This window comes from Acidovorax sp. Leaf78, assembly GCF_001422735.1.
In the GTDB taxonomy this organism is placed as follows: Bacteria; Pseudomonadota; Gammaproteobacteria; order Burkholderiales; family Burkholderiaceae_C; genus Acidovorax.
Window position 1 is genome coordinate 229,009 of sequence record NZ_LMLZ01000012.1, and the last position, 13,782, is coordinate 242,790.

The 13,782-nt window shown below is 65.2% G+C and carries 15 protein-coding genes; 7 read left to right on the plus strand and 8 right to left on the minus strand.

Features of this window, described 5'->3' with window-relative positions:
- Positions 1-10: 10 nt before the first annotated feature.
- Positions 11-436, plus strand: coding sequence for a hypothetical protein (locus tag ASF16_RS09515; protein ID WP_056165644.1), 426 nt, complete (start codon positions 11-13; stop codon positions 434-436).
- Between the two features lie 61 nt (positions 437-497).
- On the plus strand, positions 498-968 hold the full coding sequence (locus tag ASF16_RS09520; RefSeq protein WP_056165646.1) for a DUF6152 family protein: 471 nt from the start codon (positions 498-500) through the stop codon (positions 966-968).
- 347 nt (positions 969-1,315) lie between these two features.
- Here the strand turns inward: ASF16_RS09520 and adk are convergent, their stop codons facing one another.
- From adk to ASF16_RS09550, 6 genes are all read right to left on the minus strand, one after another.
- The gene (gene adk / locus ASF16_RS09525) at positions 1,316-1,972 is read right to left on the minus strand and encodes an adenylate kinase (RefSeq protein ID WP_056165649.1); all 657 of its coding nucleotides are present in this window, start codon (positions 1,970-1,972) and stop codon (positions 1,316-1,318) included.
- A 449-nt stretch (positions 1,973-2,421) separates the two neighbouring features.
- Positions 2,422-3,249, minus strand: coding sequence for a 3-deoxy-manno-octulosonate cytidylyltransferase (kdsB, locus tag ASF16_RS09530; RefSeq protein ID WP_255354945.1), 828 nt, complete (start codon positions 3,247-3,249; stop codon positions 2,422-2,424).
- Complete coding sequence (locus ASF16_RS09535) at positions 3,246-3,428, minus strand: Trm112 family protein (RefSeq protein ID WP_056165650.1); 183 nt, start codon at positions 3,426-3,428, stop codon at positions 3,246-3,248. The genes kdsB and ASF16_RS09535 overlap by 4 nt, the downstream gene beginning before the upstream one ends.
- Before the next feature lie 98 nt (positions 3,429-3,526).
- On the minus strand, positions 3,527-4,624 hold the full coding sequence (gene lpxK / locus ASF16_RS09540) for a tetraacyldisaccharide 4'-kinase (protein WP_082516822.1): 1,098 nt from the start codon (positions 4,622-4,624) through the stop codon (positions 3,527-3,529).
- A gap of 172 nt (positions 4,625-4,796) precedes the next feature.
- Entirely contained in the window at positions 4,797-5,231 is a 435-nt protein-coding gene (locus tag ASF16_RS09545; protein WP_056165652.1) for a biopolymer transporter ExbD, read from the minus strand.
- Positions 5,232-5,402: 171 nt separating this feature from the next.
- Positions 5,403-6,047, minus strand: a complete 645-nt coding sequence (locus ASF16_RS09550) for a MotA/TolQ/ExbB proton channel family protein (protein WP_056165654.1) — start codon at positions 6,045-6,047, stop codon at positions 5,403-5,405.
- Positions 6,048-6,409: 362 nt separating this feature from the next.
- On the opposite strand from ASF16_RS09550, the gene xseA reads away from it, so the two are divergent.
- A complete protein-coding gene (gene xseA, locus ASF16_RS09555) occupies positions 6,410-7,738 on the plus strand; it encodes an exodeoxyribonuclease VII large subunit (protein WP_056165655.1) in 1,329 nt (442 codons plus the stop codon).
- 231 nt (positions 7,739-7,969) lie between these two features.
- On the plus strand, positions 7,970-8,551 hold the full coding sequence (locus ASF16_RS09560; protein WP_056165657.1) for a superoxide dismutase: 582 nt from the start codon (positions 7,970-7,972) through the stop codon (positions 8,549-8,551).
- A gap of 222 nt (positions 8,552-8,773) precedes the next feature.
- On the opposite strand, the gene ASF16_RS09565 is transcribed toward ASF16_RS09560, so the two are convergent.
- Together ASF16_RS09565 and ASF16_RS25380 are read right to left on the minus strand one after the other, a co-directional pair.
- The gene (locus ASF16_RS09565) at positions 8,774-9,262 is read right to left on the minus strand and encodes a DUF192 domain-containing protein (RefSeq protein WP_056165659.1); all 489 of its coding nucleotides are present in this window, start codon (positions 9,260-9,262) and stop codon (positions 8,774-8,776) included.
- 273 nt (positions 9,263-9,535) lie between these two features.
- Positions 9,536-9,751 carry a hypothetical protein gene (locus tag ASF16_RS25380; protein WP_082516823.1) on the minus strand — a complete coding sequence of 72 codons (216 nt, stop codon included), beginning with the start codon at positions 9,749-9,751 and terminating at the stop codon, positions 9,536-9,538.
- Positions 9,752-9,951: 200 nt separating this feature from the next.
- Here ASF16_RS25380 and icd point away from each other — a divergent pair, with 200 nt between their 5' ends.
- The 3 genes from icd (at position 9,952) to ASF16_RS09580 (ending at position 13,777) form a co-directional block, all read left to right on the plus strand.
- Positions 9,952-11,211: an NADP-dependent isocitrate dehydrogenase gene (gene icd / locus ASF16_RS09570; protein ID WP_056165661.1), complete on the plus strand. Its 1,260-nt coding sequence runs from the start codon at positions 9,952-9,954 to the stop codon at positions 11,209-11,211.
- A 317-nt stretch (positions 11,212-11,528) separates the two neighbouring features.
- Positions 11,529-13,379 (plus strand): PAS domain S-box protein, encoded by a 1,851-nt coding sequence (locus tag ASF16_RS09575; protein WP_056165662.1) that lies wholly within the window; start codon positions 11,529-11,531, stop codon positions 13,377-13,379.
- Positions 13,376-13,777: a response regulator gene (locus ASF16_RS09580; RefSeq protein ID WP_056165663.1), complete on the plus strand. Its 402-nt coding sequence runs from the start codon at positions 13,376-13,378 to the stop codon at positions 13,775-13,777. Before ASF16_RS09575 ends, ASF16_RS09580 begins: the two co-directional genes overlap by 4 nt.
- The last annotated feature ends 5 nt before the right edge of the window (positions 13,778-13,782 follow it).

Consider the following 13,782-nt stretch of genomic DNA (forward strand, 5'->3'; position numbering starts at 1 on the left):
CGCCACTGCCATGTTCTTCTTCGCCTCCCTCAAAACCCACGCCTGGGCGTATCCAGCATTGGAGGTGGCGCACATCATGGGCATTGCACTGCTGCTGGGAAACCTGGTCCTGCTGGAACTGCGGGTGTTCGGCCGCGGCGCCGGGCTGCCGGTCAAGGACCTGGCCCGGCTGAGCCTGTCGGTGGCCTTGTGTGGTTTCATGCTGGCTGCGGCTTCTGGCCTGCTGATGTTCGCCACTCAGCCTGCAGAATTGCTCACCAACCGGGCATTCACCTTGAAGATGCTGTTGTTAATGCTTGCGGGTTGCAACGCGGCGTGGTTCCATGGCCGGGGTTCGCTGGCGCGTCTGGATGGTGTGGCCAAGGTGCAGATGCTGGTCTCCACTGTGATCTGGCTGGCTGCGGTGGTCTGCGGCCGCTGGATCGCTTACCTGTAGCTGTTCGTCCATGCCATGGATGGCCGCTTCGTTATAGCCCCTCACCCGCAAAGGAGTACCGATGAACCTGGAACGCCGCCATTTGCTGCTGGCCGCCTCTGCCTTGCCCCTGGCCGCGCACGCGCACCACGGGTGGAGCAGTTTCGATGCGGACCGCCCGATCTACCTGGAAGGCACGGTGAAGTCCGTGCGGTGGCAGAACCCGCATGCTGAATTGCAACTGGAAGTTGCTGCGGACCTGCAACTGCCTGCCAACCTGGCGCAACGCGCGGTGCCGGCCCAGACGGCGCCTGTCGACGGCAAGGCCTTGCTGGCCAAGGCCGTTCTGCCGACGCGCAAAGACCGCCAGTGGGAGATCGAACTCGCCCCTTTGACGCGGATGCAGGCGTGGCAGGTGCAGCCGATCAAGCCCGGCGCGGCCGTGTCGGTGGTGGGCTTTACCCTGCGGGACGAAAAGGGTGACGCGGTGGTGCGTGCCGAGTATCTGTTTGTGGGCGGCAAGGCGTACGGCCTGCGCTCCAGCCCGGCATAGCCGCCACGCCGCCACGCGCTCTGCCTGCGTGCCATTGGCGCGAGTAAGTGGGAGGGCGCCCCGCCGTGCGACCATGGATGGAGCACAGCGCAACACGGCACGACATGCACGATGCAGCGGATGCAGCGGATGCAGCGGATGCAGCGGATGCAGCTTATCTGCGCACAAGGCGCGGGGCGGCATATAGACAAAAGGCGGCCCCAATAAAAACGGCGCCTTGATGGCAAGGCGCCGTCCGGTGCTCAGTCAACGCTGTTGTCAAAGCTGTTCAGCGACTGTGCGGTCAGGCTCGGCGATGCGTTATCGACCGCGTGCCGTGCCCGCTGCGCTGTAACTTTGACGCTCTATCAGCTGGCAAGGGCCTGCAGAGCGCGCGTGGTGATCTCGTCCACGCTGCCAGTGCCGCTGATGGCGCGGTACTTGGGGGCGGCATCGGGCTCCGACTTGGCCCAGTTGCTGTAGTAGTCCACCAGCGGGCGGGTCTGGTCGCTGTAGACCTGCAGGCGCTTCTTGACGGTCTCTTCCTTGTCGTCTTCGCGCTGAATCAGCTCTTCGCCCGTCACGTCGTCTTTGCCTTCAGCCTTGGGCGGGTTGAACTTGACATGGTAGGTGCGGCCGCTGGCGGGGTGCGAGCGGCGGCCGCTCATGCGTTCGATGATGGCGTCGAAAGGCACATCGATCTCGAGCACGTAGTCGAGCTTGACGCCAGCCGCCTTCATGGCGTCGGCCTGCGGAATGGTGCGCGGGAAGCCGTCGAACAGGAAACCCTTGGCACAGTCGGGCTGTGTAATGCGTTCCTTCACGAGACCGATGATGATGTCGTCACTGACCAGGGCACCCGAATCCATCACGGCCTTGGCCTGCAGGCCCAGGGGCGTGCCGGCTTTGACGGCGGCGCGCAGCATGTCGCCTGTGGAGATTTGCGGGATGCCGTACTTCTGGCAGATGAACGTGGCTTGCGTGCCCTTTCCGGCGCCAGGCGCGCCCAACAGAATCAGTCTCATGGAAGTCCTCGAAGTTTAGAAATCGGGTGGCGCCGCTGGCCGGGGCGCGCCAAGGCCACCGCGTGCAGGCAGCGGTGGCCAGAGGTATTCCCGGGGTGCGATGCTCTCTCTCGTTACAGTCGAGGATAGCATGTGACAACCTTGCCCTGACTTACACGGCGCACCGTTTATGGGCGTGTTTTCCTGGGGCCCGGCATGATCACCTGTTCACGATCTGGGCGGCAATTGCGCGGTGGTCGTCTGGCGGCATGGATGCGGCGTACGCCCTGCATTGGCTGCGCCCCTGCAAGGCGCAAAGGGCCCTGGCTCAACCTGCAGGCTCCAACGCTTGCCTTTTGCGTCAGCTGTCGACGGCCGTCACTGTGGCAGCGTGCCAATACACCCCGCTGCTTGCTGCTCACGGCGCTGCGGCTGTCGCCAACGGGTCAGCGCAGCGAGCGCGCCGTGGGTCAGCGGAAAAGGTCCCGCACACGCTCCAGATCCTGAGGTGTGTCCACGCCGGGGCCCGGTGCCGCGTCGGCCAAGTACACGGCAATGCGGTAGCCGTGCCAGAGCGCACGCAACTGCTCCAGTGCCTCCACGGCCTCGGTGGGAGCGGGCGCAAGGGTCGGAAACTGCCGCAGAAAACCGGCGCGGTAGCTGTAGATGCCCACATGCCGCAGCGGCGCAAAAACTGCCAGTGCTGCCACGTTGGGTGCTGCCGCTTGCGCGGCGCCATCCTGCCACCAGGCAGTGCCTGCGTGGTCGCGTGCAAACGGGATGGGCGCGCGGCTGAAGTAGTGCGCCAGGCCTCGGGCATCGATCACCACCTTGACCACGTTGGGGTTGGTGTAGTCGGCCAACGTGGCCAGCGCATGGGCCGCAGTGCCCATGCTGGCTTCGGGCCGCGCGGGCAGCAGGGCTGCCACTGCGTCGATGAGGGCCGGGTCCATCAGGGGTTCGTCACCCTGCACGTTGACCACGATGTCGTCGCCGTCCAGCCCCAGTTGGCTGCAGGCTTCGGCCAGGCGGTCGCTGCCGCTGGCATGGTCTGCCCGGGTGAGGATGGCCTCGACACCATGCTCTGCACAAGCCTGCAGGATGCACAGGTCGTCGGCCGCCACCACCACGCGGCTGGCGGCGCTCTGGGCGGCGCGCTGCGCCACGCGCACCACCATGGGCAGCCCGCCGATGTCTGCCAGGGGCTTGTCGGGCAGGCGGCTGGACGCCATGCGTGCCGGGATCAGCACCGTGAAGGCGTCGTCACGCCCAAGCAGCGTGGCGGGCAGCGCGCTCACCGCTCCAGTTCCTCGTCGGTCAGCGTGCGGGCCTCGTTTTCGAGCAGCACCGGGATGCCGTCGCGTACCGGGTAGGCCAGGCGCGCGCTGCGCGAGACAAGTTCTTGCGCCTCGCGGTCGTACGTCAGGGGGCCCTTGGTGACGGGGCAGACCAGCAGTTCAAGCAGTTTGGGGTCCATGGGGGGCTCTCAGAAAAAGTGCGGTCGTCAGGCAGGCAGCCGGGGATGATAGCTGTGGGGCAGTGCCGTGGATCAGGGTATTGAATCAAGGCTGCGGCTCAGACCGGCAGGCGTGCATCGAGGGCACTGAAGAATGCCGGGTCGATGTGCAGTTGCAGCGGCACCGCCAGCGCGTCAGGGTGGTGTCGCCACAGTTTTACAGCATCTTTTTCAGTGCAAATGAGCACGTACCGCTTGTACTGCAAGCGCTGCCAGCTATCAAAATCATAGTGATCGGGTAGAGCCTCGGCATGGGCCAGCGCCAGTCCCTGGGCTTGCAGCATGGCAAAGAAGTCCGCGGGGCGTGCCACTGCGGCAACCGCATGCAGGGGTTTGCCTTGCAGGTCCTGCAAAGGCACCCGGCTGCCATCGGCACGCAGCGCGTAGTCGGCCAGGCGACGGTCCAGGCGGAAGCCGGGCGCGTCGCTGCGGGGTGGCGCATGGCCGGCGTACAGCACCATGTCCACAGCCCGGGGCCAGAGTTCGCGCAAGGGGCCTGCAGGCAGCAGAAAACCGTTGCCGATGCCCTGGTCATTGAAGATGCAGACCTCCACATCGCGGCGCAAAGCGAGGTGCTGCAGGCCGTCGTCGCAGACGATCACCTGGGTGTCTGGATAGGCCGCCAGAAGGGCGGCTGCCGCTTCCGTGCGTTGACGGGCCACGAAAATCGGCACCGTGGTCTGCACTGTGCTCGGCGTTGTTGTCGGCTCCGTCAGCGGCGCCATGGTGCTTGCAGCCAGATGGCGCGCGATAAGTGCCGGTTCGTCGCCCACGTCGGCCGCTACGCTGTCCGCCCGCACCTCGCGGCAGTCGGTGGTCCGCCGGCCGTAACCGCGCGAGATGATCCCCGCCCGCAGCCCGCGCGCCTGCAGGTGCCGCACCAGCTCGATCACCACCGGCGTCTTGCCCGCACCGCCGGCAATCACGTTGCCCACCACGATCACGGGGCGACCTGGGTGGCTGGAGGCCAACACACCCGCGCGGTACAAACCGCGCCGCACTGCCACCAGGGCCCGGTACACCAGCGACACCGGCCACAGCGCCCAGGCAGCGGGGCCGCGAGTCTGCCAAACCTTTTGCAGGCCCTGTGCGGACGTCAGGGGCGGCGTGGGCGGAGAGGAGGGGGCCGGCGCTGGCGGCCCGGGTGACCGGTTCATGGCCTGACCGCGACCGGGCTACAGCAGCTCCAAGCCTGCGCCTTGGCGCTGTGACTGCCAGGATGCCGGGTTGGAGAGGCTCCCACGCATCGCGCGTGTTGCATCGACTTCAGCCGATGACGCTGGACCGCTGCGGGATATCTAGCAGGTGGCAACAAGCCCGCCATGCGGCTCAGCGGTTGGCCGCGCGCCCTGCGGCAGAAGACTGGGTGGCAAACGTGATCTGCGTCAGCCCGACACGGCGGGCCGCTTCCATCACGGTCACCACGGACTGGTGCGGCGCCATCGCATCCGCACTGATGATCACTACGCTGCCCGGGCCCGCAGTGGCAGCGGCGCGCATCGCCTGCGCAATGTTGTCCACGCTCTTGCCTTCGACGCCGGTCTTGTTGACGGCGTAGCGCCCGTCCGACGCCACGGACACGATGACTTCCTTGGGGTGGTCGCGCTGCTGCTCGGCGTCGGCCACCGGCAGCGTGAGCTGCAGCTCGGTGAACTTGCTGTAGGTGGTGGTCAGCATCAGGAAGATGAGAACCACCAGCAGCACGTCGATGAACGGGATCAGGTTGATCTCGGGCTCTTCCTTGGTGCGGGGGCGAAAGTTCATGTCAACGATCCAATCTGCTGCACGCTGTGACAGCGGGCTTTGGAAACCGGCGCGGCCCTTGCGAGCGGCCGCCGTTCAATGGCCGCCCCGCCGCACAGGCGGCATCCATAGGCCCCTGGCGCGCAGCGCTGAACAATGGGGGAATGGAACGATGGCGTCTCAAGGGGGAGTTCACTTCTTGCGCAGGCGCAGGATGTGGCGCACGAACTGCTCGGAGGCCAGCTCCAGCGTGAGCAGATAGGCATCGACGCGGGCGCGGAAGTAGCGCCAGAAGATCAGTGCCGGGATGGCCACGATCAGGCCGAACGCCGTGTTGTACAGCGCAATCGAGATGCCGTGCGCCAGCTGAGCAGGGTTGCCACCGCCCATCGCTTGGCCGACACCGCCGCCGCCAGACTGCGAGCCGAAGATTTCGATCATGCCGATGACCGTGCCCAGCAGGCCCAGCAAGGGCGCGGCAGAAGCGATGGTGGCCAGAGCTGCCAGGTACTTTTCCAGCCGGTGCGCCACGGCGCGGCCCGTGCCTTCCATGGCGGCGCGCAGGTCCGCTTCGCTGCATTGGGGGTTGCTGTTGACGGTGCGCAGGCCGCTGGCCAGCACCTCGCCCAGCGCAGAGTTCTGCGCCAGCTGGTTCACCACGTCGGGCGTGGGGATCGCTTTGGAGGATACGGTGATCGCTTCATCCAGCAGCTTGGGCGGGGCGACGCGGGCCGTTTTCAGGGCCAGGAAACGTTCGAAAATCAGCGCCAGTCCCAGGACGGAACACGCAATCAGGGGCCAGATCGGCCAGCCTGCGGCTTGTATGATGGACAGCAAATCTCTCTCCGCGCAGATGAAGCAATCGGCGATTATGGCCCAGCTTCCCGCCTCCTCCGGCGCCAGTTTGCGTCACAAACAGTTACCTTGCTGCGCGCCCTTCATGGCCTGCCGCTCACCCACAAAATCTGTGGATAACTTTGTGGGAAACCCGTCTCAGGCAGCCCGCAAAGTGGCGTCGCTGCGTGGTTGCAACAGATTGATGAAAAATTGTGCAGTGAAAAATCCTTATAAATCAACAGCTTGCACGTGCAAACGTGCTGTGCAGCCACTTTTGACCCGTGCGTGCGCCGTTACGGTCGCTGGCGCCGTTCTGTGGAGTACTCCACTGGCGCAAGCGCCGTCAAACCCTGCGGTGGCCGATGCTTGAGCGCCCGGGCCTCGCTGCGACGCCCCGCGTGTGGGAAGTTGGCGCGCTATGCCGCGCCATTGCTGATGCGCTGGAGGCAAGGTTCAATCCTGTCGCGGTGCGCGGCGAGATTACGGGCTTCTCGCGGGCATCCAGCGGTCATTGCTACTTCTCGGTCAAAGACGCGAACGGGCAGTTGCGCTGCGCGATGTTTCGGCGCGCTGCCAGCCTGCTTGACTTTTCGCCGCGGGATGGTGAGTTGGTCGAACTGCGCGGGCGCCTCGGCGTGTACGAGGCACGTGGCGACCTGCAGTTCATTGTCGAAAGCATGCAGCGTGCAGGGCAGGGTGCCCTGTTCGAGCAGTTCCTGCGCCTGAAGGCCCAGCTGGAGGCCGAGGGCCTGTTCGACGCTGCCCGCAAGCGACCGCTGCCCCTGATGCCCCGCGGCATCGGGCTGGTCACGTCGCTGGGCGCGGCGGCGCTGCACGACGTGGTCACCGCGCTGCGCCGCCGCGTGCCGCACATTCCGGTGGTGCTGGTCGCAGCCCAGGTGCAGGGCGGTGCAGCGCCTGCATCGCTGGTGGCGGCGCTATCAAAACTGTATCGGCTCGCGCAGGCGGGAAAAACGGCAGGGGCTGATCACAGCACCACGCCACCCATCGACACCATCTTGCTGGTGCGCGGTGGGGGCTCCATGGAAGACCTCTGGTCGTTCAACGACGAGCAACTGGCGCGCACCATCGTGCAGAGCCCGGTGCCGCTGGTCTCCGGCGTGGGCCATGAGACCGACTTCACCATTGCCGACTTCTGCGCCGACCTGCGTGCCCCGACACCCACGGCCGCCGCCGAGCTCGTGTCCCAGCCGCGCGCCGTGTGGCTGGGGGCACTGGACCTGATGGCCGAGCGCCTGGAGGACAGCCTGCAGCGCCAATTGGACAGCCGGCACCAGCGGCTGGACCAGGCCGCTGCGCGACTGGGGCGCCCGTCGGGCTTGGTCGCGCGCCAACAGCTACAACTGGCGCGGCTGTCGCAGCACATGCGCCACGGTATGCTCCTGAAATTGCAGCGGCTGGCGCATACGCAGCAAGCGCTACAGGCAGATCTGCCCGTCAAAATACAGCGCCGCCTGGCCCACCAGGCAGAGCGGCTGGACCGTGCGGCCCTGCGTCTGCAATTGCTCGACCCGCGGCTGGTGCTGCAGCGCGGGTATGCATTGCTGACGGACGCCCAGGGGCACGCCGTGACCAGCGCGCAGCAAACCCATCCTGGCGATGCGTTGCGCGCCACGCTGGCCGATGGTGCGGTAGATGTGACCGTGACCGCCCAGCCCCGGCTGCTGTAGCGGCTTGTTGCACGCTGCACGTGGCTAGTGGCATTCAAGGCACCGGGCATGGAACGTGGCTGTAGGACTGGCGCGCCATCGACAGGTTTTTGACGGCAGGGCTTGACGCGAGCCTGCACAGGTCATCCGATGTTCCTACAATGCCCCTTTCGCGCTGTGTCCGACTGCATTGCCGAGGTAAGCGCTGCAGATGGCATGCATCCCAGAATTTCAAACCACGAGGAAAACACCATGGAACATACCCTTCCCCCGCTGCCCTACGCCATCGACGCCCTGGCGCCGCACTACAGCCAGGAAACCCTGGAGTACCACCACGGCAAGCACCACAACGCGTATGTGGTGAACCTCAACAACCTGCAAAAGGGCACCGAGTTTGAAAACCTGACGCTCGAAGAGATCGTCAAGAAGTCCAGCGGCGGCATCTACAACAACGCTGCGCAAATCTGGAACCACACCTTCTTCTGGAACTGCATGGCCCCCCAAGGCGGCGGCGAGCCATCGGGCGCGCTGGCAGCAGCCATCAACGCCAAGTGGGGCAGCTACGCCGCGTTCAAGGAAGCCTTCGTCAAGAGCGCCGTGGGCAACTTCGGTTCGGGCTGGACCTGGCTGGTGAAGAAGGCCGACGGCAGCGTGGACATCGTCAACACCGGCGCTGCCGGCACGCCGCTGACCACCGCTGACAAGGCGCTGCTGACGGTCGACGTGTGGGAGCACGCGTACTACATCGACTACCGCAATATGCGCCCCAAGTTCGTCGAGACCTTCCTCGACAAGCTGGTCAACTGGAAGTTCGCTGAAGCCAACTTCGCCTGATCCTCGGCGGTCCGTCCACCCGTTGCGTTACGCGGCGGGTGCACGAAAAAAGCGGCTGCAGGGCCGCTTTTTTTATGGTCGCATCCAGCGGGTAGGCAGAATTTTGGGATGCCTTCCGCTTTTACTGCAAGGTTTTATTGCTATTGAAAGTATAGCAATTGATCGGTTGAGCTACCGACCGAAGCTCCAGTGCCGACCCCGTCAGGTGGTCGGCGCCAGAGGTCACTTGCGGCGAAACGGCGCCCCGCCGAGCTTGGCGCCAGCCTTGATGCCCTTCTGCGCGAACCAGCCCTGGTTCATCTCCAGCACATAGCGCACCGGCTTGGCCGAGCAGTGCGAGTCCAGAGTCTGCGGCTTCATGTCGGCCAGGTTCACGACAGTGCCGTCATCGTCCACGAACGCCGCCGTAAGCGGCAGCAGGGTGTTCTTCATCCAGAAGCATTGCTGGGCCGGTTGTTCGAAAACGAACAGCATGCCTTCGTGCTGGGGCATCTCCTTGCGGTGCATGAGCCCGGTCTGGCGCTGGTCCGGCGTGGCGGCCACCTGGGCGTCGATGCGGTGCATGCCGGATGTCAGCTCCACACGCTGCAGATTGAGCTGCGGCCCGTCCTGGGAATGGGCCGCACCGCCCAGCAGCCCCAAGGCGATCAACAGGGAGGCCGCCAGGGTTTGGCGAGCGGGGGAGACGAATGCAAGAGCGGAAATCTTCATGGGCGAGGCTTTCGGTTCATCGGGGACGCCAGGGTGGCAGGGCGGCTGGACGGCAGCAAGTATGGCGCAGTGGTTGCAGGTGTTCGCTGCAGGATGCTGTGCCGGTCTGCAGCGGGTTTGCAGCCCGTCAGGCTATGGAGCCGCTCGCGCCGCAAAAATTCCAGCGACCGGCGGCGAGCTCACAGTACTTTGAGCGCCCACCAAGCAAAACGCCCGCAAATGCGGGCGATTTCGAGGCGGTGGTCAGGACCGGAGAGGCCCTGAACGCCCAGATCAGGCTGCCTTGTGGGCGGTTTTCTTCTTGGCAACCTTCTTGCCGGTCTTCTTCTTGGCAGTGTGGGTGGCCTTGGTCTTCGCTACAGGAGCGGGTGCTGCAGCTGCGGGGGCAGCGACGGGAGCAGGAGCGGGGGCGGGAGCCGTTGCGGGTGCCTGTGCAAAAGCACCTGCAGCGAACAGGCCAGCCACCAGGACAGCGAGGAGTTTTTTCATATATGCCGTTTCCAGTGTTGTTGAACCGAGGGTTGAGGGCCATGCGCAAAACCGCACAGCTCCACTCGCAACGATAGCAGTGGCGCGCCCGTTGACAGGGTCTTTTGCGATTTTTTTTGTCATTAGAATTGTTTGGTTTTGATTGCCTGCATGGCATCACCTGCCGACTCATGTCAGCTTCCACTGGAGACCACCGTTTCATGACCAGCTACCAGCACATCAAGGTGCCCGCCGAAGGGCAGAAGATCACGGTCAACGCCGACATGTCGCTCAATGTGCCGCACCAGCCCATCATCCCGTTCATCGAAGGCGACGGCACCGGGCGCGACATCACGCCGGTGATGATCAAGGTGGTGGACGCCGCCGTGGCCAAGGCCTACGGCGGCCAACGCAAGATCCAGTGGATGGAGGTCTTTGCCGGTGAAAAGGCCACCAAGGTCTATGGCCCGGACGTGTGGCTGCCGGAAGAAACGCTGCAGGTGCTGCGGGAGTACGTGGTCTCCATCAAGGGCCCGCTGACCACGCCCGTGGGCGGCGGCATCCGTTCGCTCAACGTGGCGTTGCGCCAGGAGCTCGACCTGTACGTCTGCCTGCGACCGGTGCAGTATTTCAAGGGTGTGCCTTCGCCGCTGAAGGAACCCGAGAAGACCAACATGGTGATCTTCCGCGAGAACTCCGAAGACATCTACGCCGGCATCGAGTTCGAAGCCGAATCCGACAAGGCCAAGAAGCTCATCAAGTTTTTGAGCGAGGAGCTGGGCGTCAAGAAGATCCGCTTTCCCAACACCTCGGGCCTGGGCGTGAAGCCCGTCTCGCGTGAAGGCACCGAGCGCCTGGTGCGCAAGGCCATCCAGTACGCCATCGACAATGAAAAGCCCAGCGTGACCATCGTGCACAAGGGCAACATCATGAAGTACACCGAAGGGAGCTTCCGCGACTGGGCCTACGCCCTGGCGCAAAAGGAGTTCGGTGCCGAGCTGATCGACGGCGGCCCCTGGTGCAGGCTCAAGAGCCCCAAGACGGGCAAGGACATCACCATCAAGGACAGCATCGCCGATGCCTTCCTGCAGCAAATCCTGCTGCGGCCCGCCGAGTATTCGGTGGTAGCCACGCTCAACCTCAATGGCGACTACATCTCCGACGCACTTGCGGCGCAGGTGGGCGGCATCGGCATTGCGCCCGGCGCCAACATGTCCGATTCGGTGGCGTGCTTCGAGGCCACGCACGGCACGGCACCCAAGTACGCGGGCAAGGACTACGTGAACCCTGGCTCCGAAATTTTGTCGGCCGAGATGATGCTGCGCCACATGGGCTGGGTCGAGGCCGCCAACCTGATTTTGAGTTCGCTCGAAAAATCCATCGGTTCCAAGAAGGTTACCTACGACTTCGCCCGCCTGATGGAGGGCGCCACGCAGGTGAGCTGCTCCGGCTTCGGGCAGGTGATGATCGACCATATGTAGGCAGCCGCACGCCCTGCGTGGGTGCCACATGCCGATGAGCCCCTGTTGCCGTCGCCGGCCACAGGGGCTTTTTTCGGGTGGGCGCAAGCCAGGCAATCCCTGCCCCGTGACACGCTGGCATGGACATTTGCGGGTTGGCATTTCTGCGGCATGCTTCTAAGATGATTTCGACCTGCCGCTTCGGCAGGGGCACGGCCTGCGCATGCACCCCGGCAGGCCGTGCACACAACGAACATTTCGACGGCCGTTCATGGCTGCCAGCGCACCTGCTGGCACGACCTGCCTGCAAATGACGGACCGATCGCCCGGAGGGCTCAATGGGATCTGATTTTTCGGTCGGATACTGGGAACAGAACCCCGATGCGTTGCTGGTGCTGTCCCCGCAGGGCGCAGTGCTCCACTGGAACGCGGCGGCCGAGGCGATCTTTGGCTACACCGAGTCCGAGGCCCGGGGCCGGCCCATTGCCGAGCTCATCGTGCCCGCCGACCAGGTGCGGGAGGAAGAAAGCATCCGCGCCCAGGCGCTGCGCGGCTCGACCACCGTGCACGAGTCGGTGCGCCGGCGCAAGGATGGCTCGCTCGTGCACGTCAACGTCTCGACCAAGGCGGTGCGCGATGCGGACGGAGAGGTGCTTTATTTCCTGTCGAGCAAGAAGGACGTCACTCAGCTCAAGGTGCAGCGGGATGCCAAGCTGCTGGAAGCGCGTTTTCGCGACCTGCTCGAATCCACCCCCGACGCGATCGTCATGGTCAACGTGACCGGCCGCATCGTGCTCGTGAACTCGCAGGCCGAGCGCCTGTTCGGCTATGTGCGGTCAGAGCTGATCGGGCAGTCGATCGAGACGCTGCTGCCCCACCGCTACCGCGGAGCGCACCTGGGCCACCGCAGCGGCTTCTTTGCCCAGCCGCGCACGCGCACCATGGGCGCGGGGCTGGAGCTGTACGGGCTGCGCAAGGGCGGGGACGAGTTCCCGGTGGAGATCAGCCTGAGCCCGCTCGTCACCGAGGAAGGCACGATGGCGATGACGGCCATCCGCGACATCACCGACCGCAAGCGGGCCGACCAGAAGTTCAAGGACCTGCTGGAAGCGGCGCCGGACGCCATGGTCATCGTCAACCGGGACGGGCGCATCGTGCTGGTCAACTCGCAGGCCGTGAAGCTGTTCGGCTGGAGCCGCGAGGAACTGCTGGGCCAGCCGGTCGAACTCCTGGTTCCCCGCCGGTTCGCGCAGCGCCACCCCGAGCACCGCCACGGCTTCTTCGCCGAGCCGCGCGCCCGCTCCATGGGCGCGGGGCTCGACCTGTACGGCCTGCGCAAGGACGGCAGCGAATTCCCGGTGGAGATCAGCCTGAGCCCGCTCGACACGGAGGAGGGCCTGTTCGTGTCGAGCGCGATCCGCGATGTCACCGAGCGCAAGCTCATCGAGCGGGCGCTGCGCGACAAGAATCTGGAGCTTGAAAATGCGGCGCTGGTCAAAGACCGCTTCCTGGCCAGCATGTCCCACGAGCTGCGCACCCCGCTCAACGCCATCATCGGCTTCACCGGCACATTGATCATGCAGCTGCCCGGCCCGCTCAACCCCGAGCAGGACAAGCAGCTGCGCATCGTGCAGACCGGAGCGCGCCACCTGCTGTCGCTCATCAACGACCTGCTGGACGTGGCCAAGCTCAGCGCCAACAAGGCATCGTTCAACCTGGAGGCGCTCGACGGCCGCAGCCTGGTCGAAGAAGTCGCCGCCACGCTCGAGCCCGAGGCCCGGCGCAAGGGCCTGGCCTTTGCCGTGCACCTGCCCCCGGGTGCCGTGCCGCTGTACACCGACCGCAGGGCGGTCAGCCAGATCCTCATCAACCTGGTGGGCAATGCGATCAAGTTCACGTCCGGGGGCAGCGTGGACGTGACGCTGGAGACCGCCACCCAGGCCACGAGGCGCATGGTCCGTGTCAGCGTGCGGGACACCGGGCCCGGCATCCCTGTGCAAGAGCAGTCGCGCCTGTTTGAGGCTTTTTCCCGGGTGGAGACGGCGGAGCGCAGGCACCAGGAGGGCACGGGCCTGGGCCTGCACCTGAGCCGCAAGCTGGCCGAGGCGCTGGGCGGGAGCGTGGACTTTGAAAGCACGCAAGGGCAGGGCAGCCTCTTTACCGTGGAAATTCCGGAGAGCAGCGCATGACACAGAGAGCCACGATTTTGGTCATCGAGGACGATGAGGCCAGCCGCCAGTTGGTCATCTACCTGCTGGAGGACGCGGGCCACCGCGTGCTGGCCGCAGAAAACGGTGCGCTGGGCCTGGCGATGGCCCTGGCCGAGGGGCCGGACGTGATTCTGTGCGACCTGCAGATGCCCGTGATGAACGGCTACGAGGTGGCGCACAACCTGCGTTCCAACTCCAGTTGGCGCGTGGTGCCCCTGGTCGCGGTGACGGCGTTCTCCATGCCCGGCGACCGCGAGAAGGCGCTGGAGGTGGGCTTTGACGACCACCTCTCCAAACCCATCACGCCCGAGACCTTCGTGCGCCAGATCGAGGCGTTTCTCGGCCCGTCCTTCCACTCACCGCCAGGCGCGGCCTGACACGG

What these genes read in the sequence shown, in the direction of transcription:
- lpxK (WP_082516822.1), bottom strand. Translation starts at nt 4,624, where the DNA reads ATGAACCGGTCACCCGGGCCGCCAGCGCCGGCCCCCTCCTCTCCGCCC.
- icd (WP_056165661.1), top strand. Translation starts at nt 9,952, where the DNA reads ATGACCAGCTACCAGCACATCAAGGTGCCCGCCGAAGGGCAGAAGATC.
- ASF16_RS09520 (WP_056165646.1), top strand. Translation starts at nt 498, where the DNA reads ATGAACCTGGAACGCCGCCATTTGCTGCTGGCCGCCTCTGCCTTGCCC.
- adk (WP_056165649.1), bottom strand. Translation starts at nt 1,972, where the DNA reads ATGAGACTGATTCTGTTGGGCGCGCCTGGCGCCGGAAAGGGCACGCAA.
- ASF16_RS09560 (WP_056165657.1), top strand. Translation starts at nt 7,970, where the DNA reads ATGGAACATACCCTTCCCCCGCTGCCCTACGCCATCGACGCCCTGGCG.
- ASF16_RS25380 (WP_082516823.1), bottom strand. Translation starts at nt 9,751, where the DNA reads ATGAAAAAACTCCTCGCTGTCCTGGTGGCTGGCCTGTTCGCTGCAGGT.
- ASF16_RS09580 (WP_056165663.1), top strand. Translation starts at nt 13,376, where the DNA reads ATGACACAGAGAGCCACGATTTTGGTCATCGAGGACGATGAGGCCAGC.
- ASF16_RS09575 (WP_056165662.1), top strand. Translation starts at nt 11,529, where the DNA reads ATGGGATCTGATTTTTCGGTCGGATACTGGGAACAGAACCCCGATGCG.
- ASF16_RS09545 (WP_056165652.1), bottom strand. Translation starts at nt 5,231, where the DNA reads ATGAACTTTCGCCCCCGCACCAAGGAAGAGCCCGAGATCAACCTGATC.
- ASF16_RS09565 (WP_056165659.1), bottom strand. Translation starts at nt 9,262, where the DNA reads ATGAAGATTTCCGCTCTTGCATTCGTCTCCCCCGCTCGCCAAACCCTG.
- xseA (WP_056165655.1), top strand. Translation starts at nt 6,410, where the DNA reads ATGCTTGAGCGCCCGGGCCTCGCTGCGACGCCCCGCGTGTGGGAAGTT.
- ASF16_RS09535 (WP_056165650.1), bottom strand. Translation starts at nt 3,428, where the DNA reads ATGGACCCCAAACTGCTTGAACTGCTGGTCTGCCCCGTCACCAAGGGC.
- ASF16_RS09515 (WP_056165644.1), top strand. Translation starts at nt 11, where the DNA reads ATGTTCTTCTTCGCCTCCCTCAAAACCCACGCCTGGGCGTATCCAGCA.